Raw genomic sequence first — 22577 nt, forward strand, 5'->3', positions numbered from 1 at the left:
TCTGAACTTGAAGGCGAGAATGCATTGGCATAAATGGTTGTGTTTGTCCCATCTATAATTGCGTACCCAATTTTATTTCCGATTATATGGCTTTTAGAAATCTTTTATCTTTTTACAACGAAACACTGGTCTTATATGGACTTATTATTTTTATTACTTAGTTTAGTAACGCCAATCTTATTATTGGTTATTCATTTTATAATCGCTACATTACCCATACCTTTCCTACTTCTTTACATTTATTTAAGTATATTGACCGTGTTAATGACACTGGTCTCTTATATAAATTTAAAAAAATGAGATTGAGCATTTCAAAGTAGTAGTCTTAACTATTACTCATTCATGTTCAATCTCATTCATTGATTTAATCAATCTTTAGTTTCTCTTCTAGCTTCTGATAAACTTTCGATTTTTTCTTCTTGCTGTTTTTCTTTTTCTTTCTGTAGCTGCTTCTGAACATCGTAATAAATTTTTTCACGACGCTCTTCTCGAATTCGAGCTCGATTTTTAAGTTCTTCTGTAGAATTGTATTCTTTAGAACTTAATAAAATGGAAGATCGACTTAGTGCATCATCTTTGCGATACATGTATGCACCTGTACGATATGCTGCTCTGGCAACTAAATGCATACCTACCGGTGATGTTAAATTAATAAAAACAATTGATAATAATAATCTAACACTAAAGAAGCTTTGTTCATTCGTAAAGTAAATTAATACACCCACTAATGTTAGTAAGACAGATAGCGTAGAACTCTTGGTAGATGCATGACTTCGTAAAAAGACATCTTGAAATTTTACAATTCCAATTGCACTAATGACGGCAATGATACTGCCTAGAAATATGAGGAAAGCGGCAATCAAATCAATGATTTCGTTTATTTGTGCCATTGAATACTCGACCTCCCCCTATAAATCTAGAAATAGATACAGAACTTACAAATGAAATAATTGCAACAAGCATTATGGAATCAAGGAACGAAACAGTATTATAAATAACACTAACTATACCTATAATGCACATGATGTCAGCACTGGAAGCATCGAATGCCACAACCCTATCAGCTGTAGTAGGTCCTTTGATTAAACGGAATAATCCAATTATGAACGCTATGCCAAATAATACTAATGCACTTGTAATAAAAAAATTCGTGAGCGTTTCAATCATTGTGACACCTCCGTAATCAAGTTTTCATATTGTTTTATGCTTTTAAGCAGACTTTCTTTTTCTGAAACATCTATACTGTGTATAAAGAATTTATTGGTAGTCTTCGAAATACGAATAACTGTTGAACCAGGCGTAATAATGATTAGAATAGTTAAAAACGTAATTGCCCAATCATTTTTTAAATTCGTTTCATATGTTAATAACCCAGGATTCATATGTCTCGTTTTAAATAGAATATAATTAATAATACTAATACTAGAAGTAATTAATTGGTATAAATACACACCTAAGAACTTAATAGCAATCCATATCTTCTTAGGATAAAAAGCTTGTCCAAAGAAACGATGTAATATATAAATTACGATTAAACCAATGATGAAGCCAGATACGAAGGTAGAGAATTGAAATGAGTCTTCATCTTGAAACAGTACCCATAAAAATGCGATTAATATGTTCAATACAACTTGTCTCATTTATTTCCCTCCTTCAAATGTGAATTGACAATGCTATGGAAATAATTATCATCCATATTCAATTTTGTTGCATTTTCAGTAGCATTCATCACAACTGGCGCTGCAATACCCATTGCAAGTACGACTGCGACTAAAATACCCAGAATCGTTTTACGGTGCTTAGGTAGTGGATTGAAATCAACCTGTTCACCATCATTGTCTCCAAAGTACATAATAAATAAAATTCTAAACAGACTATACATTGCTAATAGACTTGTGATAATCATTAACGCTAAGCCAATGTAGTTACCATTTTCAATCGCACCTTGGAAGATGAGTACTTTTCCTGGGAAACCACTAAATGGCGGTACGCCTCCAATCGCAAATATCATAACAACAAATGCAACACCAAAGAATGGTTCTTTCTTAGCTAATCCACATAAATATTTATATTCGCGATAACCAGACATATAAACTAAACTACCTATAATAAAGAACAACATTGTCTTCACAATAATGTCATTCGCTAGATAGAAGATAGCACCATGTACACCTGCAAAGGTATTGGAACCTAGACCTAAAATGACAAAACCTATCGATAATATAACTTGATATGAAGCCACTTTCTTAATATCACGATATGCAATAACACCGAAAGCGCCTATAAGCATTGTGATACATGACATAAATACTAACAATGGATGTGTCACACCCGTATGTTGATCAAATAGAAGTGTAAAGAAACGAATGAGTGCATATGCTCCTACCTTCGTCATTAACGCTGCAAATAAAGCGGCAAGTTCAGTGTTAAGCACTGCATAAGCTTTAGGCAACCACATAAATAGTACTAAGGCAGCTTTCGAACCAAAGGCCACTATAAATACAATTGAAATAATAATAATCGCTTTATTATCATGGATTTGATCTAAACGTAAAGCAACTTGTGAGAAGTTTAATGTTCCAACCATCTTGTATAATAAACCAATACCTAGCAAGAATAACCATGATCCTACGATATTCAGTACAACATAAATAATGGCTGCTCTTAATTGTTCGACAGATTGTCCTAACGTTACTAATACAAATGAAGCTAGTAACATGATTTCAAACTTAACATACAGGTTAAATAAATCAGATGTTAAGAAAGAGCCAATAACGCCTGTTGTTAAGAATAAGATGAAAGTAGGCAAGTAGTATCGATTTACACGATCTTCCCCACGACCAAATCCGTATGACATAATGAGTGTCACAACAAATGACGCCACTGTAACCATAACTAAACTCAGTGAATCACCTAAGAATTGGATACCATAAGGTGCTGCCCAACCACCAAAATCAAGTGTAATGGGTTTATGTTGTAAGACGTATATCAATAAACATAATGAAATAATTGTATTAACAGACATTGTTCCAATATACAAAATTTTAGACAGCCTGTTCTTTTCTTTAGTAAAAACAAGGACTAATGCACATAACAATGGTAATAGGATTGGAAGGACTAATAAATTACTGTTCATTTTCATCCTCCTCTCCTCTTAATACATCAATATTTGCTTCTTTAGTAACACGGTATGTTCGATAAACTAATACTAGTAAGAAGGCAGTCATTGCAAATCCGATAACGATCGCAGTTAAAACAATAGCCTGCAATAATGGATCCACATAATTAGTATTAGAACCGTGAATTAAAGGTTCCGTCATCTTATTACTATAATGACCCATACTCATAATAATTAGATTTCCCGCATGCGTATAAATCGAAATACCTATAACAATTCGAATTAAGTTGAGTGATAGTATCATGTACGTTCCTATAAACACTAAAAATCCTATCACAAGTAATAATATTAAATTCATGATTTACCACCACTCAAGGCCAACATAATTGTTACGATGACGCCGACAACCGTTAACAATATCCCTAATTCAAACAATGTAATTGTCGTTACATGTAATTCACCTAATAATGGAAAATGGATGTATGCTTCACTTTGGTATAGGAACGATTTACCAAAGAAAACCGGAATGATTGCAGTAAGTGCTGAGATTATGGCACCAACAATCATTAACTTTTTAAAATCAATAGGTAAACTTTCTAATACTTCATGTACATCAAAAGCTAGAAACATTAGGATAAAGGCCGAACTAAAGATAAGACCACCTATAAAACCGCCACCAGAATTGTTATGTCCCGCAAAGAAAACATAAAAGCCGAATGTTAATAAAATAAATACGACGATTTTAGTAACGGTTCTTAACACAACATCATTTTCTTTCATCTTGGCCCCTCCTATCTTTGTAATGTAATAATGTATAAATACCTAAACCGGCAATAATTAAGACGATACCTTCAAACATTGTATCTAAGGCTCTGAAATCTCCTAAAATAGCATTTACAATGTTTTTACCACCAGTCAATTCATAGGCATTCGTATAATATTTAGAAATTGACTCTAGACCATCACCTTGTTGCGCAATAAATATGAGCGTTACTACGGCTCCAGCCATAATAAATGATACGATAATTTTGATTGCTTCTTTTTTCATATTCGCTGTTGTACGAGCGATATTTGGCAATCTAGAGAAACTTACAATAAAGAGAATGGTCGTAATTGTTTCTACTACTAATTGAGTTAACGCTAAATCTGGTGCTCTCATTAATAAGAAGAATAATGCAACACTGTAACCAATAATTCCATTTAAAATGACCATTGTTAAACGTTGTCGAATAAACACTAACGCTATACCGACAACACTAATCATAATGCCTAAAATAACTTCCAATGGACCAAATTCTGAAACTTCTATTTGATGTAACTTTGGCAAACCTACTTGGAATATGCCATATGCAATTAATATAGAGAAAATAAGAACCATTATAATATTATAATGGTTTAATCTGTTATTCATTAAACCTCGAATCATTTGACCTGAATAACGTTCAAATCCTCGATACACGTTGCGATAAGAATTTGTAATAGAAGCATATTTAATGACTTGATGCGTAATAGCTTTCCAGTTTACTTTTAACGCTACAATGAGACCAACTATAATAACAATCACACTAAAAATGAGTGGCAAATTAACACCATGCCATTGAGAAACATGCGGTGCTATTGCATCTACGCTACTACCCAAATTGGTAACATTTCGTAGTGCCGGCAATACTAAGTGCTCAGTGAAAAAGTTGGGAATAAAGAAAATTATTGGTATCATAACCATTAAAATTATTGCAGGTAAACTGAACAACCAAGGTTCATGAATATGTTTCTTTGGCACTTTCTTTTCATCAAATTCTCCCCAATAAGTTTCTTTAAGCATGTAAACTGCATACACAAAAGTAAAGATACTTGCTATAACACCAATAGCTACAACAATAATCGTTAACGTTAAACCAAATTGTTGAAGTTTGATTGCGCTAACTAAAGAATCGAAGAACATCTCTTTACTTAAGAAACCATTTAACAACGGCACACCTGCCATTGATAACGCAGCAAGTGTCATAACTAAATTCATTTTCGGGAAGAATTTACGCATTCCACTTAGTCGGCGAATATCTCTCGTACCAGCTTCATGATCAATGATTCCGACACCCATAAATAGAGAACATTTAAATATTGCGTGATTCATTAAATGGAATAAACCTGCGAATAAAATTAATGTATACGTCTCTGACATTGGACCTGATGAATGTTGCGCAACACCTCCACCTAGACCAACCATCGACATAATCATTCCTAATTGGCTAATTGTTGAATACGCTAAGATACCTTTTAAATCATATTGTCTTAAGGCCGTTACAGAGCCAAATATCATTGTAATCAAACCTACAAAAGTAACAATATAAATATAACTATCACTTAAACCTAAGATAGGCGTGAATTTAAATAGTAAAAAGATACCAGCTTTAACCATAGTAGCTGAGTGTAAATAGGCACTTACAGGGGTGGGTGCAGCCATGGCTTTAGGTAGCCAAATATGGAATGGAAATTGAGCTGATTTCGTAAATGCACCTATTAACAACATTATCATCATTGGTATAAATAGAGCATGTTTACTAATGCTATGACTTTGAGTAAGTAATTCTGAAATCGTATTTGTACCAGTAATGATATACAACATAATGAATCCTGTTAATAAGGCTAAACCACCTAAAACAGTGATAATAAATGATTGAATGGCGCCTAATTGACTTTCGGCATTGCTATACCAGTATGAAATTAATAAGAATGACGATACACTTGTTAATTCCCAGAAAACATACATTAAGATAGTATTATTTGAGACTACAATACCCAACATACTAAACATGAATAATAATAAATATAAGAAGAAACGCGGTAAGTTATCTCTATTAACAGATAAATACTGAGTAGCATAAAAGAATACTGCCACCCCTATAATGGAGATAATTAATCCAAACATTAATCCTAGACCATCTAATCGAAAATCTAGATTAACATCAATAGCGGGCATCCATGGAATTTTAAATTCTACAAATTTTCCATGTAGAACATTAGGAATTTGGGCTAAGAAATATCCCGAAGCTAAAATAGGTGCTAACAAAGCAATATATCCAGCGAACCGTCTCAATGGCTTAATAAACAACGTCATTAAGACGATTAACATAATAACTATTAGTCCACCTAGTAAATATACTAAGCTCATCAAAAGCCTCCTTTTCAGTAAAAATCAATTATAAATTTAAAGCGATAATTGTATGAAGTTCATCATCGGCAGACAACCCGATAAATTTCACCGTTTCTTGAGTTGTCTGATGACCTAAATATTTTTGTATGATTGCAATAGAAATACCTGATTGATAAGCATGATAAGCAAATGTTTTTCGCAAAGTGGTCAATCCAATATGACACAAGCCTAACTCTTCAGCGGCATGATGAATGATTCGGTAAGCTTGTTGTCTAGATAACTCTTTATGTGTTCTTATCGATTGGAATAATAAATGATCATCCATAAGCTTATTATATTCAATAAATCTTCTAACCTCTTCACGTAAATCGTTTGGTAACAAGATTTTGATTGCGGGCGCACATGACTCAATCCAAGATGATTTTATTTCATCTTGATCAATCATTTTGACGTCTTTCACTTTTAGATTTAATAAATCTGTTAAACGTATACCCGTATGTATAGCTAATTTAAATAAAAGATAATCTCTATCAGATTTCTTTTTTAATACATCATACATCTTTTTTATATCATCTTTATTTCTGATCGGTTCAACTTGATTCATTTATCCACCTCATAAAAGTTTCTTATTTAATGATAAACCATATTTTAGTTACATTAAATGTTTTTGCTCAAATTTCTTTAAATAAATGTGTCCCTTTTTTGAATGGATTTCGATATATAGAGTGAAAGGAGGTGACAAACATATGAATGAAATTTCACAATTATCTGTTGTTTGCACGCATATCACTCACGACGCAAGTGGTAAAGCGAAAGAAACAAAACGTCGTTTTACTAACTTAAACACTAAAGCCACAGATTCAGAAATCAGATCATTCGTCAATATCATTGCACATCTGATTAATGAAACATTCGATAAAGTTGAGGTGGTTAAAACACAAGTTTTATCCTAATTTAACTTAAAAATTAAGAAAGGAGGTATTCTACATGTCAAAGACTTTAGAACTTGCTTTTAAAACAAATTTAAATAAAACTGCTAAATTGCAATTCCCACAAGTTAACGTTGCTGTATCTGAGGCTGATGCTAAAGCTGCTATGGATAATATTATTAAACTTAATATTCTACAACCTACAGTTGGCACACCTATTAAAGCCACTTCTGCTAAATTAATAGACGTTACGAGTACTACTCTATTTGAAACTAAATAACACATTCTGATGTTTCAATGAGTGTGAGACAAAAAAATGTTTCATGACTACTGCGTATATTCGTAATAGATGACTAAACTGACAAGACGCTTAAATCAAGCTTTTCTCACTTCTAGTCAACCTTGCGAAGCTAGGATGAAGAATTCGAAAAGAATTCTGTCCTAGCTTCTTTTTTTATAATTAGTACTTCAATAATTTATATTCTGAGCTCACCATTAGTAAAACGCGTTGATATTCGTATTTTGAAATTGGAAACTAAAATGCGTATAATAATGATGTTTTAGTTATGAAAGAAAATATAGGGGGTCTATCGTGGCATTTTTATTTATACTCGGTATTGTGGCTGGTATGATGGTCCCAATCCAAACCTCAATCAATTCTCGCCTAGGACGATATACAGAATCATCTTTTTATGCATCTACCATTTCATTTTTCGTAGGTACACTATTTTTATTTATTTTAAATATGATTTTTAATCCTAAATTATTTGACGCTTCATTTTATAGTGGACATACAATTGACTATCATTGGTGGGTTGGTGGTCTACTAGGTGTTTGTTTCTTAACAGGAAACTTATTATTATTGCCTCGTTTAGGCGCAGCGTTAACTGTTGTCATGACAGTAGCTGGTCAAATCATCATGGGGGTCTTCATAGATACTTTCGGACTACTTGGCGCAAGCAATCATTCATTTACTTTCCTAAAAGCAGTAGGCATCATAATCCTATTCTTCGGTATCCTATTAATGAACTATATACCTAAAAATAAACTCCAAGAAAAAACAAATCATATGTTTTATGTTTGGCTTATCATCGGCTTTATATTTGGGTTTGCGCCACCATTACAAACTACAATTAACAGTGGTCTAGCTCAGCAAATGCATAATTCGCTATTTGCCGCACTCGTATCTTTCACTGTTGGTACATTAGCATTATTCATTTTAACGTTAATATTTAACAGAAGTCTTAAAATTAAAATCACACGCCCTGATATCGGTAAAATCAAGCCAATACATTTTATTGGTGGTGTTCTAGGCGTTGTATTTGTCACATCAAATATAATTCTGATGCCGTTTTTAGGTGCAGCACTGACAACTATCGTCGCAATGTTAGGTCAAATGTTAATGGGCGTTATCATTGATCATTTCGGTTTAGGCGTTCGCAAGAATCCAATAACACTTCGCAAGTTTAGTGGGCTAATTGCCATAGCTATAGGAATTATTTTGTTACGCCTCTTTTAGTTTTTACAACACTATATTAATATCTTTATTTAAAATGTCTTCTTTTCTTAGTAATTGAGAAGACATTTTTTTATTTATACGATATTACACATATTCGTTATATCGCCATTGTATAATAGTTGTATAAAAATTTTATAGAGGTGATCTTATTGAAGACATTTTTTACCCCGTTAAGAATTTTAATTGCCACACTTATCCTCCTCGTCATATCCTTTGTATGTTATATTTATGCAAAAACTCCAACAGAACCTGACACATCTAAAATAGAAACCATTACTGCAAAACCTCAATACTCTCTTTCATTCATTGGCGAACAACAACCACAAGAAAGTTTCACTTTATATTTCAATCCATTTTTAGGAAATGTTTCTTCCTTACTTGTCAAAAATGATGAAATCATCCATTCTGATACACCTTTATTAGAGTATTACAATCCGCTCCTTGAAAAGCTTATTGTAGATAAAAAGAAGGCCCTATCCTCACTTATCAACCATTCACCGAAACAATCAATTAGTCAACAGTTAACGCTAAACAGCCAAATATTAGAACTCCAAAGTCGACTTCAAACACGCATTAATTCCCCTATTTCTGGAAAAGTAACTATCCTAGAAGCACATCCTTCTAAATTAAATACAAAAATAATGCAAATTAATAGCGAAAAACATATTATTCGTGCTAATATAACTGAATCTCAATTGGAACATATTAAAGCGAATCAAGATGTAAACGTTACAAAAAATCACTCCAAATTATTTACTGGTAAAATTCTTTCTATCATTCAAATCCCTTATAAAGTAGAAAAAGGTGAATCAATTTATCAAGTAGATATTTCGACTCAAGATCAATACCCTTTTGGACGCCACTTTGATATCGATGTTGGAACTTCTAAAATAGAACTACCTATAAGTTCAATTTATGAAAATTATTATGTTTTAATTACACAAAATAACAAAATTATTAAAAGAAGAATAGAATATACTAAAAGTCAAAAAAATGGGTATATTATGGTATCCAATGGATTAAATATTGGAGATAAAGTGATTGTGCATCCTTCATCATCACTTCTACAAAAATAGCAGTGATTTTTTGCAATTGTATATTCATATTAAAATTTATTATATAGAGCGAAATAATAATTGTTCTTAATTAATTGATTTTTATAAATTGCTTTGAAATTCAAATAAAGAATATAATAATCAAAATATTGTTTTATTAAGTACTTTTTTGTTTACTTCTTAATTTCATTTAGTTATAATTAACTAAATAATATAGCATTAAATTAATTTAATAAAATTCTTTTAATCTAAATTATTTAAGTAATTTTAACTATTATAAGACGTTATATATAATTTAACGAGCAAAATAGAAAAAGTGCACAATTAGTTGGGGAGGTTTCAAAATGGCAATTTCAAAAATCAATGATTGTTTCGAATTATTAGCAATGATCACATACGCAGATAAATTAAAAAACATCATCAAAAAAGAATTTTCAATTAGCTTTGAAGAATTCGCAGTTTTAACATATATCAGTCAAAGTAAAGAAGAGGAATATTATTTAAAAGATATCATTAATCATTTAAACTACAAACAACCACAAGTAGTTAAAGCAGTGAAAAATTTATCTCAAGAAGATTATTTTGATAAAAAACGTAATGAACACGATGAAAGAACTGTATTAATTCTTGTAAATAATACACAACGTAAAAAAATCGATTCATTATTAAATAAAGTAAATACTCGTATCGAAGAAGCTAACAAAGAAACTGAATTATAATTTCTTTGTGGCTTTTCTAATTCTATTTGTTTCGATATGAATTTATAACCCTGAGATATTATTTTTAAATAACAAAGCCAGTAAATGAAATCCGTAAATTTCACTTACTGGCTTTTTTGTATATCATATGACGTATTACGAATGTATTTTAAATTATAATATTTTCATCTAATATGTTAATGTAAAAGCTTTATATCATGATTCATCAAACAGGCATCCACTTATAAAAATAACTGATATCATTTAATGATTCACTTCTGTTACCTGTTCAACATTTTCTAAAAAACTTAAATATAAGACTAGAAACTTATCTTCTTCTTCAACATAGGGTGCATGTCCAGATTCTTCAAATAAAACCTTCTCAATATTTTGATAACGCTCTTCTATTTTATAATGATTCTTATCATTTATAATTGGATCATAGCGTCCGTTTATAATTAATGTAGCAACTTTAACATAATGCGTGTACCCTTTATTCGCATAAGCCGTATCTAAAAGTGCTCTGCTTGCTATAGCACTATCCTCGGAATTTTGTTTACTGTATAAGCGTTGCCGTTGAATCCATTTCATTGCTGATTCTTGTTCTTTATAGATATACGGGAATAATAAAAGTAATGCTTCAGATTTATTAAACCCTGCAATTTCGTCTTGGTGCTCAATCATTAATTTCGTAAAACCATGAACGATATCCTCAGCTTTTGAAGAGATAATTGTTAAAGATAATACATGATTTTCATGTTTTTCGGTAAATTCTCTAGCAATAATCCCTCCCATATCATGACCTAATAGATGCGCTTTCTTTAAGTTTAATTTATTGATAAGTACATATAAATCTTTCACATGATCTTCTAAGTTATATGAATCAGGACGTGACGATTTACCATGTCCTCGAACATCATACACAATCACTCTATAGTTTTGTTGGAGTTGTTTGTTTAATAAATCAAACGCTGACGAATTACCATCTAAACCATGAATTAAGATAACGGGGCTGCCATGTCCTTCATCTTGATAAGCTAATTTTGTTTGGTTTAACGTTTCGATTTTTTTCATATTGGCACCTCCCTTAATTGTTACTATACCCACTTCATTAAAAGTTACGCTATGAATGTTCTTAACTTTATTAAAATAATTATCATATAAATATTTTTTAAATTAAAAAAGCACTTGTAACAAGTGCTTTTTAACGCAGTCAATGACTGCCAATATAATAACGCCTGAGAGATTGCTTATGTCCCAGGCTCTACTCTCAAGTTAATTTACTTATCTATTTTGAACTGGGAATGTAAACTCAAATAATATTTATTTCAAGCTTAAATTAATTAAGCGTTACACCCTCGTCCTTGATGATAATTTAATTGTATAAAAAACGATCAATACCACTATCATGATCCATATAATAAGAGAAATGATTTGTGCAATTTCAGGTTTTGTCACTACTGCATCAATCGTCTTTTGACAGAATAATAAACCAATTGCTGTGTACTCTATTTTTTTAAAAAAGACACCAATTAAGCTTAGTATAATACCTATAAAAAAAACGACTTGATGACTATAAATAGTGATGGGAATGATTCCCCAATTTAGATTAAAAGCACGCATAATGATTAAAATTAATGCAATTATCGCAATGATATACCCTAGTATCATTTCAAAACGATTGCTATATAGAAACTTCTTCTTATCAATACGAATATTAATAAAAACCGTTAATGGAAAAATGATTATACAATAGAATATAGAAATTGCTGTAGCAGCTTGAAATGGCACATATTGCTTATCATAAAGATATGATATTAAGATAAAATTCATAATAAAGAAAATAACAGGATTCGTTTGTAAACCGAATAAATTTCGTTGAATAATCAAAATGATTTGTGCTGGAGATTTGCCACGATAATCTAAATAATCTTCATCTTTTGATTCAGACTTTTTCAAATCATTGCGCAAATTTTCTTTTATATCATCGATTAAATTAGATGCCATCCCTTTGTGACTAAAGTAATCGTTAATATTTTCAAGTAACACTTTATCGTTGGTTCTCATGAGTTACTCCTTTGCTATAGTTTAATAACATCTATACGATTTGTTAATTGTTCAATTTAAAATTTTATCATACATTGACATTATTTTCTGTTTAATGACGAAAAATAAGAGCATGACGTTATTCAAAAGTTAGAATTTAACGTCATGCTCCTAGTGATGAAATTATAAAATTTGTTATTTTTATTATTTAGCAAGATCAATACGATATAATTTTAAGTTTTTATCTTGAGGTGAATTTGAGCCAAATTGATAGCTTGTTTTACCTTTTTGAATATATCCAAAATTGCCGCTTACTTTATTATATTGAACTCGTGCCACTGCATTTTTGCCTAAACTTTTCTTAACTTGATTATAAGTTGGGCCATTAGCTTCATTATAAGTCATAGAAACTCTAGTAACATAACCTTGGTTCTTTTTACCTACTGCAGTTACAACTAATAAACCTTTATTTGTGCGATACTCATAATAACCTTCATTGTTGCTTGGATTTTTAGAATAAATCGGTGTACCATATTTGTTTGAAACATTTTTGATTGATTCGCCTAGTGTAATATTTTCTAATGATTTTTCACCTTGAGTTAATTGTTGAACTGTTTGAATTGTATTACCGCTAGCTGCTTCAGCATGATTAATGCCTACTCCTGTCATTACTAGTCCAGAGACTAAAAATGCCGCTACTAATTTTTTCATAAGCACTCTCTCCTTTATCTCGTTTCTCGTCTTGTGCTTATTCATAGTATACCCCATTTATTACTAAAATAACAGTATTATTACGAAAATGTTACAAATTAGGTTATTTTATGTAACAAATTAGGATGACGACTGAAGTTATCCTAACAACAATTAGTGTTCAGGCATATATTTCTTAATAAATGGTGTTACATCTTCAATAAACTTACCTTTCTCTTCCTCAAAAGGATATAAACTTGATTGAGCATACACATTAAATTGTGAATCTTTAACTAAATCGGCTACTTCTTTAGATTCAAGTGTTGTAATACGCTCACCATGTTCTCCCGCAATAATTAACGTCGGTTTCGTTACATGTTCAAATACGCTTGAAATCGCAGTTTCTTTGAACACATCTTCAATCGCTTGCGTCTCCTCTTTTGTAGAAATTGCATTCGTATCCTCAACATGTTTTAAAAACTTATTAACTTTTCTCGGCTTATGATAACGATGCTTTTCTAAAAACTTATTTTGTTTTTCGTCATCCCAGTTTCTAATTTTATGTGAATATTTTCTGAATAAACGTTCTTCAGGTAATTCACCCTCAATAGATGTTGGTGTTACCATAATGAGGGATGAAACATAATTAGGATAACGTTCTGCCAAATCCGCAATTATGGCTGCGCCCATTTCATGACCTATTAATGCTGATTCATCAATATACAAATAATCTAGTAATTGTATGATATCATCGGCAAATTCTTTGAAATCAATTTGTCTTGGTTTATCTGAATAGCCATGTCCTCTCAAATCTAGTAAAACTACTTGAAAAGATTTTGCCAATTCTTTTGCTAAATTTTGAAATATAGAAGCATTTTCATATGCTGTATGTACTAAGACAACAGGATATCCCTCACCCATCGTATTATAATGTAAGGATAAACCACCTTTTCTAGTAAATAAATCCATCTTATGAATCTCCTCCTTGTTTTTTATGAATCGGTAATATTGATAATAACTCTTCACTTGTAGTAATAATAAAGTCAACCTCTTCTTCTAAAGGTTCTAATTCAGCGTCATCATGTTTAAACCACACACTTACCATGCCCATTGCGCGAGCTGGTGCTACATCATTTAAAGCATCATCACCCACATACATTATCTCTTCAGGTTGAACATTTAATTGATAAATCATATCTTCAAATATTTTAGGATGAGGCTTACGGAATCCTACAGTTTCAGAAGTTGATAAATAATTGATTACATGCCCTAATCCTAATGAATGTATACGAAATTGTTTAATTTTAGATTTACCATTTGCGATAACACCTAAAACATAATTATTTTGCGATAATTTCTCCAAAGTATATAGCGTGTCATAATAAGGGAATACGTAACGATAGAAATGCATTTCAAAATCATTAAATAAATCTTTCCATGTTAAACGATCAATATGGAACTGCTTAATAATTGCTTTATATAAATCAGGTTTATCATTATCTTCATCGTCATCTAATTCTATAAATTTTTGTTTAAAATCTGCTAATTGAACATGTACGAAATAATCATGAAATCGTTCATATTGTTCCTCAATGAATTTATCTCGAGATTTTGTTCTATCTAATAATGTACCTTCTAAATCAAACACGATTGCTTTTATATGACTTAAGTCCATTGTCAATTCCCTCTTAACTCTATAATTATTCTCATTTTATCAAAAGTCTTCCATAAAATAATAACGTAATATCCATGTGATACAGTTAAATGTATGTTTAAACATCTTTAGATTGCTTAATCAAAATGTAAAATAATGTTGGAATACCTATTAAAGCCAAAATAATACTAGCTGGTATTTGCACTGGATGAATTAACACACTACCAATCCAATCTGCAATCAACATCATTGTAGCACCGATTAAAATATTTAATATCATTTGAATGCCTAAAGTAAATCTCCAATAATAGCGTCTTATCAGTTGTGGCACTATCATGCCGATGAAACCAATAATACCTGTATATGCTATCGCGACTGCTGTTATTATAGATGCTAGTGTTAGTATCAAAAACATGACTTGTTGGACGTTTAAACCTAATGACTGGCTCTTCAATTCACCTAATTGTAATAACTTAATCGCTGGCACCATACTAAATAGAATCAATATAATAGGTATAGTTATTAGACCGATGTATATGACCTCTCGCGTTTCAGCCGCTGCAAATCCTCCGAAAAAGTAGTTAGCTATTTGGTTCATCTTATTAGGTTTAATTAAAACTAGAATATACAATAATGCATTAAAGAGTGCACCTATCATCAAACCAGTAATAATAAGAATTTTGAGTGGATAACCACGTGAGATTTTGGCAGCAATCATTAAGACGATCAATAATGCGATTAAACTAGCGCTAATTGAAAAGATGGGCACCCAAATAAAAGATAATCCTAGAAATATCGCCAATCCAGAACCGAATGTAGCACCACTTGCCAGTCCTAATGTAAAACTATCGGCTAGAGGATTATTTAAAACAGTCTGAAACATCTGACCTGCTAGTGTTAATATTGCTCCTGTTAATAAGGCCTCAATAATTCTTGGCAACCGAACTTTAAGCAATATCATTTGATTAAATGAATCCGTTAAGCTCCCTATGTCCCATAGTAAATAAAATCCTATGGCACCGATTAAACATATGCACCAACTTAGAAATGTTGAATATATATTTCTTGTCATTTTATCAACTCATCAATAATCTTTCTATTATTTCTTCTATTATAACTGATGATATAAAAGAATGGGACTGGGGGCAGCATTCTTTTAAATTCGTAGACTTAGCTTGCATTAGTTATAGCATTTCTATACAACATTCTTTTTGCTAGGTCCCGTAGTTGCATAGTCGCAAAAATAATTAAAACTGAGAAAAGCTTGATTTAAAGCCCTTCTCAGTTCAGTCAGCTACAGAGGATTTGTAATGTAACTTTTCAATATAAATTGTACTAATCTCACTTTTACAATAACTATTTAATTCATATGAATTTATCTTTTATAAATAGCGTCTCTTAATTGTTTTAAACCTTCATCAATACGAGGGCCTGGACGTGAAATTTCATCACCGTTCACAGTTTCAACACGTCCATTTTTCACAGCTTTAATTTGACGGAAACCATCACGTTTTTTAATCACTTTATAGTAATCTGATTTAGATAGACCTTCTGTAGAAATGAGGATATCTGGATTCTTTTTAATGATACTTTCTTTATCCACTGGTTTCCAACCTTCTATATTTGAAAAGCTATTTTTAGCATCTAATTGGGCTAACATGTCATCAAAAAATGTATGTTTGCCTGCTGTATATATTTCAGGTTTAGAAGAGACTTCCATAAAAACAGATTGTGACATATGATGTCTTGGCACCGACTTTATTACTTTTTCAACATTGTGCTTCGTCTCATCAATAAGTTCGTTAGCTTCATGTTCACGTCCTGTTACTTTACCTATTTGTTTAAAAGTTTCATACGTTTGATCCAATGATTGTGCATCTTTCACATAAACCACTTTTACACCATTTTTTTCAAGACTATCTAACACTTTCTTTGAAGTTCCTTTTTGAGATTCATGTGCTAAAATTAAATCGGGTTTGACTTTTAATAAGGCTTCTTTATTTAAATTCATTGTATTAAATTGTTCTTTCCCCTTTTTAACATCTTTAGGGTAATCGTCCACTGTAGAAACACCTACAACATCTTTTCCGAGACCTAATTCATAAAGAATTTCCGTATTACTTGGCATAAGCGACACGATACGTTTGTATGAATGCTCTTTCGAGTTGGAATCAGATTGATTACTTTGTTTATCTTCTTGTTTATGTTGATCGTTTTGTCCACAAGCGACAAGAATCAACATGACTAAACTAAGTAATATCCATAACTTTTTATTTAACACGTTCACACATTCCTTTCTAGATTATGTATATGTATGCATATATCATAACAAATAATATTAAATATTAATTTAAGTTTTTCATATTTAATTGTGTAATTTCATACTATTATTTGTTTCATGGAAAATTTTAAATATTAAAAAGCATTGAATATCTCTAAATTTAGAAATACTCAATGCTTTTCTTAACATTACGTTGCCTTGGGATTAGTTCCATACTCATTTGTACCTTTTTCACTATCTGTAACACAATAAATCAATGCGAAAATAGATACAATTAATAATACGATCGAAATAACTAACACAACTACCGTTGCAATCATTAACGATACGTCAGAATAAAAATCACTCAAATACACATTAGATATTGTTTCTATTAATACAATTAATCCTCGTAACAGCATCGATATTAACATAATTAACGGAATTAACATTGTGCGCCCAACATCATGAAATCGACGTACTGACATAGTAAATGTACCTATTACAATGATGACATCAATCGTTTCATACACAATGTTAAAAAACGTATCTCCACCGCCAAACACCCATTTAAGTAAGTCTGCAAGTAAACTTAATAATACAAGTACGATGATATTAGCTAATGTTGCAAACCAATAATGTCGTCTACGAGTTCGACCTTGTACATTGAAATAATTTTTCCAGAATAGCTGATACGACTCAATCATTATAGCGTCTCCTTTGAATATGATTCACTATAATCATTACACAATAAAGGATTAAAGAAAATACTTTATTTAATATAAGCTCGAATCGCTCTTGCAATATATTCATTTAAATAATCATTACGATTTTTATTTATATTTTTAGCAAAACGTTCATCACTTTCGTAAGTGAGTGCCATATATTCTAAGAATTGATTGTCCGCATTTGGTACTTGTCGTTGTAATATCTTTTTTAACGTTTCGATATTTTGATACGTAAATGCGTCATCCGCTGAATAGCCATCTTCCAATAGTTGATTCATCTCATTAAAAAATTGATTGAATTGTTCATTAGTATGATCATCATTATCTTGCTTCTCAGAATCACTAAATTGAGTTCTATTATCTTGATATGACTGATAGTAATCCGTGTCACCATATTTTAGCGCCGCTTCTTTATCATATTGTTCATTCACATCAAATTGATTAAATTTGTCCATATTAATCTCCTCATTTCTATGATTAATTAGATGATGATTGAGGTAATCAATGATTTGATTCAGGTGATTTCGTTGATGAATAATTTGAGCATAATTTTCTTCTAATATTACATTTTTATCATTAATACTTTGCTGAAAATAGTCTTGAATGTTCTCAAGCGATAAATTGAGTTGTCTAAGAAATAAAATTGTTTGTAATTTTGATATATCTTGAGAATGATAATAACGATACCCGTTATCATCAATATAACTAGGCACAAGTAAACCAATCTCATGATAATAACGTAAGGTTCTTGTACTAACCGACGTCACTTTGCTCACTTCATTAGGTGTAAAATAGTCATGATTTATCATTATTTTATTCTCCACTTTACTTTATTTTTAATATCATTAATACCTCATTCATCTATTTAGGAGTGTAGACTATGACGTAACGTTAAAGTCAATCATTCTTATTAAAATAATCTTCTAAAAATGTGTACTTTTGAGTCCCATTTCCATTAAAATAGTTTTTCCCAAAATTATCTAATAAGGCATGAAACTCGTTAGCATCTTGATTCGTAAAATGAGGAGGCAATGAAATTTGCTTTTTAAATTTATCATAACTTTCTGTATGGGCGTAACCTAACTTACTATACAAACGTCTCGTATGACTATCAGGAATAAACTCGATACCTTTAAAGATATAGACGAGTAAAACATCGGCTGTTTCGCTACCGATGCCACGAATTTTTAGTAATTCTCTTCTTAGATTATCTCCATAATGTTGATCAATATTTTCATAATCAAAATTAAATTGATTTAACCACTGAAACAAAGCATGAATGGCTTTCCCTTTATTCCTATAAAAGCCGCTGGAACGGATCGTTTCTTGTAGTTCAGTTAATGGCAACGATAAAATTTTTTGAGGATTAAAGTTTGTTTTTTCTTTTAACCGAAGTAAAGCCATGTCTGCATTTTTCCAATTCGTATTTTGGACTAATATAGCACCGAGCATCATTTCTTCCGGGCTCTCAGCGGGCCACCAATGTTGCTGTCCCATATGCTCTAATAAAGTTTCGTAAAGTTCTTCTGTCGTAAGCGTTGGCATACTCTCACTCCAATCTTTACATAATAATACCCTCACAAATCGAAATTTATGAGGGTGTTATCAAAATTTATATAATTCTCTTGATTACATAGATTCAGGTGCAGAGACACCAACCAGTGCTAATGCATTGTGTAACGTAATTCTTACTGCATCTACTAAAGCTATATGAGCTTTCGTCTTTTCTGCATCATCTGTTAATACTTTTTCAGCATTATAGAATTTGTGGAATGCAGAAGCTAAATCTTGAATATAGTTTGTTAAACGATGTGGTGCGCGACTTTCTGCTGCACTTTCAATAGTTGGTTCAAATTCAGCAATCTTCTTCAATAAGTCGATTGCTTTTTCATTTGTAATCGTTGAAAAGTCAGCATCAGCAGTAACTTCAACACCTTGTTCTTTCGCTTGTTTTAAGATTGAGCAAATACGTGCATGCGCATATTGAGCATAGTAAATTGGATTGTCTTGTGACTTTTCTTTGGCAAGTTCCAAATCAAAGTCGAAATGAGAATCAGGACTACGCATTGTTAAGAAATAACGTGCAGCATCAATGCCTACTTCATCCATAATTTCACGTAAAGTAATTGCATTACCTGTACGTTTACTCATCTTCACTTCGACTCCATCTTGCATTAAACGAACCATTTGCATGATTTGAATTTCAAGACGATCACTATCCACACCAAATGTTTCAAGACTAGCTTTCAAACGATTAATATAACCATGATGATCGGCACCCATTAAATCGATTAGGATATCATTACCACGATTAATTTTATTGTAATGATATGCTGTATCTGGCGTAAAGTATGTGTAAGTACCATCTTTCTTAATTAATACTCGGTCTTTATCATCTTTAAAGTCAGATGTACGTAGCCATGTCGCACCATCTGCTTCATACGTATAACCTAGTTCATTCATTTTAGCTAATGTGTTATCAATGGCACCATTTTCATATAATGATGTTTCACTGAACCAGTTATCAAAGTGGACGTTGAAATCAGCTAAATCTTTTTTCAATTTATCCATTTCATAATCGACACCTAATTGTCTGAATGTTTTAAGACGTTCTTCATCAGAGTAGTCTTTCATTTCAGGGTGTTTATCAGCTAAATCTTTACCAATTTCGATGATATCTTTACCGTTATAACCATCAGCTGGCATTTCATGACTTGTATCACCAAGTGCCTCGAAGAAACGTGTTTCAATAGAACGTGCTAAGTTAGTAATTTGATTACCCGCGTCATTAATATAATATTCACGTGTTACATTATAACCTGCAGCAATTAAAATATTAGCTAATGAATCACCTACAGCAGCATTTCTAGCATGACCAATGTGCAAATCACCAGTTGGGTTAGCAGATACATATTCTAGTAAAATATTCGTGTTCTTAGATTCTTCTGCACAACCGAATTTGTCACCTTTATTGATAGCTTCTGGGATAACTGCAGTTAAATACTGATTATCTAAGTAGAAATTAATAAAACCAGGGCCCGCGATATCTACTTGCTTCACGTTCGCTTTACTTGTGTCTAAGTTATCAACGATAGCTTGAGCAATTTCACGTGGATTACGTTTCGCAATTTTAGTTAATACCATTGCAATATTCGTTGAATAATCCCCGTTTTTAGTATCTTTTGGTATCTCTACTTTAATTTCGGGAATATCTTCAGCCAGATTAGCTTTTTCAATACTTGCTTTAATTTCTTCTATTAAAGTTGATTTTACTTTTTCAATAATATTCATTCGCTTATCTCCTTATAATTAATTTCATATTGATATGAGCCCATCTTTTCATCGTTCTGATATAACTCGTATTGAATTTTTAATTTTCCACCATTTTCATTCACAAAATGCAGGATGCTACGTGTTTTAACAGTTAAGGGAATACGACCAGCTGGTATATCGTAAAGTGTAGTCGTATCATGACCTTCCACAAAGTGAAGATTCATATTAATATCGCCTTTGCGTATTAATTTAACACCGCGTTCCTCAATTTTAATTGTTACATTAACGACTGCATCTTCAATTTGTTCTTGATATCGAATATAATCTGCGTTTTTCTTTTGCCATGAACCTTGAGCAGCAAATTCAAATTTTTGTTTTTCACCATTTTGTTTTAGAACTTGTTTCGTTTGAACGTCTATATTCTTATTCAACGTTTGCCTCACCTTAGCTTCTAAATAATACACCACATTATAGCATAAATTAGATAGTGCATGTAGGTGATACTTCTCAGTTTTAAAGTATTTAGGATATATATAAGTATCATCATCTATTTTGATAAATTTAGTAATAAAAAGAACAGTATATAGGTTAAATCTTGGAAAATATTACTATAAAATGACTTATTAGAAGTAAACTATCAGCGTGTATTTGGAGATGATATAATATACTAGTCGCCTATCTCTCAGGCGTCAATTTAGGCGTAGAGAGGAGGTGCTAATCTATGCTAGAAATCCTTGTTCACATCACGACCACAATCATCAGTGATTGTATTATTGCGATATTCACGCATTGGCTACGTAATCGCAATAATAAATAGGCAACCATAGCCACACCTAAAAATCCCCTCACTACGGCAATAGTGAGGGGATTGGTGCATCTATGCTAGTTTCCTTGTTAACTAAATTATAACACTGGTGAGTGGAGAAATGCAAAATGATTTCACACGATGACTCAACTAATTAGAAGAAACATATTAAACAACGGTAGAAATTGAGGTGTGCGATATATTCGATACTAGATAAACAACATATTTTAAAATTGTAGTTTCTTTTTTAGGTAACATCATTCTCACATATCAATATTATTAGAAACTATTAATGTAATAGAAAACAATATATGATCCTACATTGACATTAGCATTTAATTTGGCAAGACTATTTGGTACCACTGTGGATGAATTTTTTTCGGTTCTGTTGCATAGTTAGAAAAATATAGCTAATTACCATTTTATCATGTCGTTGTTCCCTTAACTGGCTAACATATGCCTAATTTGGTTCTGTTGCAAAGTTGAATTTATAGTATAATTTTAACAAAAAGGAGTCTTCTGTATGAACTATTTCAGATATAAACAATTTAACAAGGATGTTATCACTGTAGCCGTTGGCTACTATCTAAGATATGCATTGAGTTATCGTGATATATCTGAAATATTAAGGGAACGTGGTGTAAACGTTCA

The 22577-nt window shown here is 31.5% G+C and carries 26 protein-coding genes and 2 pseudogenes; 8 read left to right on the forward strand and 20 right to left on the reverse strand.

Annotated features, from left to right (window positions below; translation table 11 throughout):
* Positions 1–368: 368 nt before the first annotated feature.
* The 8 genes from BDW31_RS08545 to BDW31_RS08580 are packed head-to-tail and all read right to left on the reverse strand — an operon-like array spanning position 369 to position 6873.
* Positions 369–890 (reverse strand): Na+/H+ antiporter subunit G, encoded by a 522-nt coding sequence (locus tag BDW31_RS08545; RefSeq protein WP_053024962.1) that lies wholly within the window; start codon positions 888–890, stop codon positions 369–371.
* Positions 865–1167 (reverse strand): Na+/H+ antiporter Mnh2 subunit F, encoded by a 303-nt coding sequence (gene mnhF2 / locus BDW31_RS08550; RefSeq protein WP_053024963.1) that lies wholly within the window; start codon positions 1165–1167, stop codon positions 865–867. Before mnhF2 ends, BDW31_RS08545 begins: the two co-directional genes overlap by 26 nt.
* On the reverse strand, positions 1164–1640 hold the full coding sequence (mnhE2, locus tag BDW31_RS08555) for a Na+/H+ antiporter Mnh2 subunit E (protein WP_053024964.1): 477 nt from the start codon (positions 1638–1640) through the stop codon (positions 1164–1166). Before mnhE2 ends, mnhF2 begins: the two co-directional genes overlap by 4 nt.
* On the reverse strand, positions 1637–3136 hold the full coding sequence (gene mnhD2, locus BDW31_RS08560) for a Na+/H+ antiporter Mnh2 subunit D (protein WP_053024965.1): 1500 nt from the start codon (positions 3134–3136) through the stop codon (positions 1637–1639). Before mnhD2 ends, mnhE2 begins: the two co-directional genes overlap by 4 nt.
* A complete protein-coding gene (mnhC2, locus tag BDW31_RS08565; protein ID WP_011276532.1) occupies positions 3126–3476 on the reverse strand; it encodes a Na+/H+ antiporter Mnh2 subunit C in 351 nt (116 codons plus the stop codon). The genes mnhD2 and mnhC2 overlap by 11 nt, the downstream gene beginning before the upstream one ends.
* A complete protein-coding gene (gene mnhB2, locus BDW31_RS08570) occupies positions 3473–3898 on the reverse strand; it encodes a Na+/H+ antiporter Mnh2 subunit B (protein ID WP_053024966.1) in 426 nt (141 codons plus the stop codon). Before mnhB2 ends, mnhC2 begins: the two co-directional genes overlap by 4 nt.
* On the reverse strand, positions 3885–6287 hold the full coding sequence (locus BDW31_RS08575; RefSeq protein WP_053024967.1) for a DUF4040 family protein: 2403 nt from the start codon (positions 6285–6287) through the stop codon (positions 3885–3887). Before BDW31_RS08575 ends, mnhB2 begins: the two co-directional genes overlap by 14 nt.
* A gap of 28 nt (positions 6288–6315) precedes the next feature.
* Positions 6316–6873: a tyrosine-type recombinase/integrase gene (locus BDW31_RS08580; RefSeq protein ID WP_011276535.1), complete on the reverse strand. Its 558-nt coding sequence runs from the start codon at positions 6871–6873 to the stop codon at positions 6316–6318.
* A gap of 142 nt (positions 6874–7015) precedes the next feature.
* Between BDW31_RS08580 and sroA the strand changes: the two genes are divergently transcribed.
* The 5 genes from sroA to sarA all read left to right on the forward strand — a co-directional run bounded on the left by sroA (position 7016) and on the right by sarA (position 10491).
* Positions 7016–7222 carry a sigS mRNA-stabilizing protein SroA gene (gene sroA, locus BDW31_RS08585; protein ID WP_037548235.1) on the forward strand — a complete coding sequence of 69 codons (207 nt, stop codon included), beginning with the start codon at positions 7016–7018 and terminating at the stop codon, positions 7220–7222.
* A gap of 34 nt (positions 7223–7256) precedes the next feature.
* Positions 7257–7478, forward strand: coding sequence for a DUF2922 domain-containing protein (locus tag BDW31_RS08590; RefSeq protein WP_037548232.1), 222 nt, complete (start codon positions 7257–7259; stop codon positions 7476–7478).
* 312 nt (positions 7479–7790) lie between these two features.
* On the forward strand, positions 7791–8717 hold the full coding sequence (locus tag BDW31_RS08595) for a DMT family transporter (RefSeq protein WP_037548229.1): 927 nt from the start codon (positions 7791–7793) through the stop codon (positions 8715–8717).
* 140 nt (positions 8718–8857) lie between these two features.
* On the forward strand, positions 8858–9793 hold the full coding sequence (locus BDW31_RS08600) for an efflux RND transporter periplasmic adaptor subunit (RefSeq protein WP_240557773.1): 936 nt from the start codon (positions 8858–8860) through the stop codon (positions 9791–9793).
* 323 nt (positions 9794–10116) lie between these two features.
* Complete coding sequence (gene sarA, locus BDW31_RS08605; protein WP_037548222.1) at positions 10117–10491, forward strand: global transcriptional regulator SarA; 375 nt, start codon at positions 10117–10119, stop codon at positions 10489–10491.
* A gap of 243 nt (positions 10492–10734) precedes the next feature.
* On the opposite strand, the gene BDW31_RS08610 is transcribed toward sarA, so the two are convergent.
* From BDW31_RS08610 to BDW31_RS08665, 12 genes are all read right to left on the reverse strand, one after another.
* A complete protein-coding gene (locus BDW31_RS08610; RefSeq protein ID WP_053024969.1) occupies positions 10735–11544 on the reverse strand; it encodes an alpha/beta fold hydrolase in 810 nt (269 codons plus the stop codon).
* A 276-nt stretch (positions 11545–11820) separates the two neighbouring features.
* Complete coding sequence (locus tag BDW31_RS08615) at positions 11821–12537, reverse strand: hypothetical protein (protein ID WP_053024970.1); 717 nt, start codon at positions 12535–12537, stop codon at positions 11821–11823.
* 183 nt (positions 12538–12720) lie between these two features.
* Complete coding sequence (locus BDW31_RS08620; protein WP_053024971.1) at positions 12721–13227, reverse strand: SA0570 family protein; 507 nt, start codon at positions 13225–13227, stop codon at positions 12721–12723.
* 153 nt (positions 13228–13380) lie between these two features.
* Positions 13381–14175, reverse strand: coding sequence for an alpha/beta fold hydrolase (locus tag BDW31_RS08625; protein WP_053024972.1), 795 nt, complete (start codon positions 14173–14175; stop codon positions 13381–13383).
* Between the two features lies 1 nt (position 14176).
* Entirely contained in the window at positions 14177–14881 is a 705-nt protein-coding gene (locus tag BDW31_RS08630; RefSeq protein WP_037548206.1) for an HAD family hydrolase, read from the reverse strand.
* A 97-nt stretch (positions 14882–14978) separates the two neighbouring features.
* Positions 14979–15932 carry a FecCD family ABC transporter permease gene (locus BDW31_RS08635; RefSeq protein WP_053024973.1) on the reverse strand — a complete coding sequence of 318 codons (954 nt, stop codon included), beginning with the start codon at positions 15930–15932 and terminating at the stop codon, positions 14979–14981.
* A 303-nt stretch (positions 15933–16235) separates the two neighbouring features.
* Entirely contained in the window at positions 16236–17102 is an 867-nt protein-coding gene (locus BDW31_RS08640) for an ABC transporter substrate-binding protein (protein WP_052071606.1), read from the reverse strand.
* 227 nt (positions 17103–17329) lie between these two features.
* A complete protein-coding gene (locus BDW31_RS08645) occupies positions 17330–17827 on the reverse strand; it encodes a DUF805 domain-containing protein (protein WP_053024974.1) in 498 nt (165 codons plus the stop codon).
* A gap of 65 nt (positions 17828–17892) precedes the next feature.
* Entirely contained in the window at positions 17893–18657 is a 765-nt protein-coding gene (locus BDW31_RS08650; protein WP_037538118.1) for a MerR family transcriptional regulator, read from the reverse strand.
* A gap of 88 nt (positions 18658–18745) precedes the next feature.
* Entirely contained in the window at positions 18746–19393 is a 648-nt protein-coding gene (locus tag BDW31_RS08655) for an endonuclease III domain-containing protein (protein ID WP_053024975.1), read from the reverse strand.
* Between the two features lie 84 nt (positions 19394–19477).
* Positions 19478–21139 (reverse strand): arginine--tRNA ligase, encoded by a 1662-nt coding sequence (gene argS / locus BDW31_RS08660; protein WP_053024976.1) that lies wholly within the window; start codon positions 21137–21139, stop codon positions 19478–19480.
* Complete coding sequence (locus BDW31_RS08665; RefSeq protein ID WP_053024977.1) at positions 21136–21552, reverse strand: YwiB family protein; 417 nt, start codon at positions 21550–21552, stop codon at positions 21136–21138. The genes argS and BDW31_RS08665 overlap by 4 nt, the downstream gene beginning before the upstream one ends.
* A 290-nt stretch (positions 21553–21842) precedes the next feature.
* Here BDW31_RS08665 and BDW31_RS08670 point away from each other — a divergent pair, with 290 nt between their 5' ends.
* The 3 genes and pseudogenes from BDW31_RS08670 to BDW31_RS08675 all read left to right on the forward strand — a co-directional run.
* Complete coding sequence (locus BDW31_RS08670) at positions 21843–21938, forward strand: type I toxin-antitoxin system Fst family toxin (protein WP_110709532.1); 96 nt, start codon at positions 21843–21845, stop codon at positions 21936–21938.
* A 270-nt stretch (positions 21939–22208) separates the two neighbouring features.
* Positions 22209–22326, forward strand: a pseudogene (locus tag BDW31_RS12950) (helix-turn-helix transcriptional regulator); the annotation flags it as partial.
* A gap of 123 nt (positions 22327–22449) precedes the next feature.
* Positions 22450–22577 (forward strand): annotated as a pseudogene (locus BDW31_RS08675) (IS6 family transposase); the annotation flags it as partial.

It is taken from the genome of Staphylococcus sp. AtHG25 (assembly GCF_003217445.1).
In the GTDB taxonomy this organism is placed as follows: Bacteria; Bacillota; Bacilli; order Staphylococcales; family Staphylococcaceae; genus Staphylococcus; species Staphylococcus haemolyticus.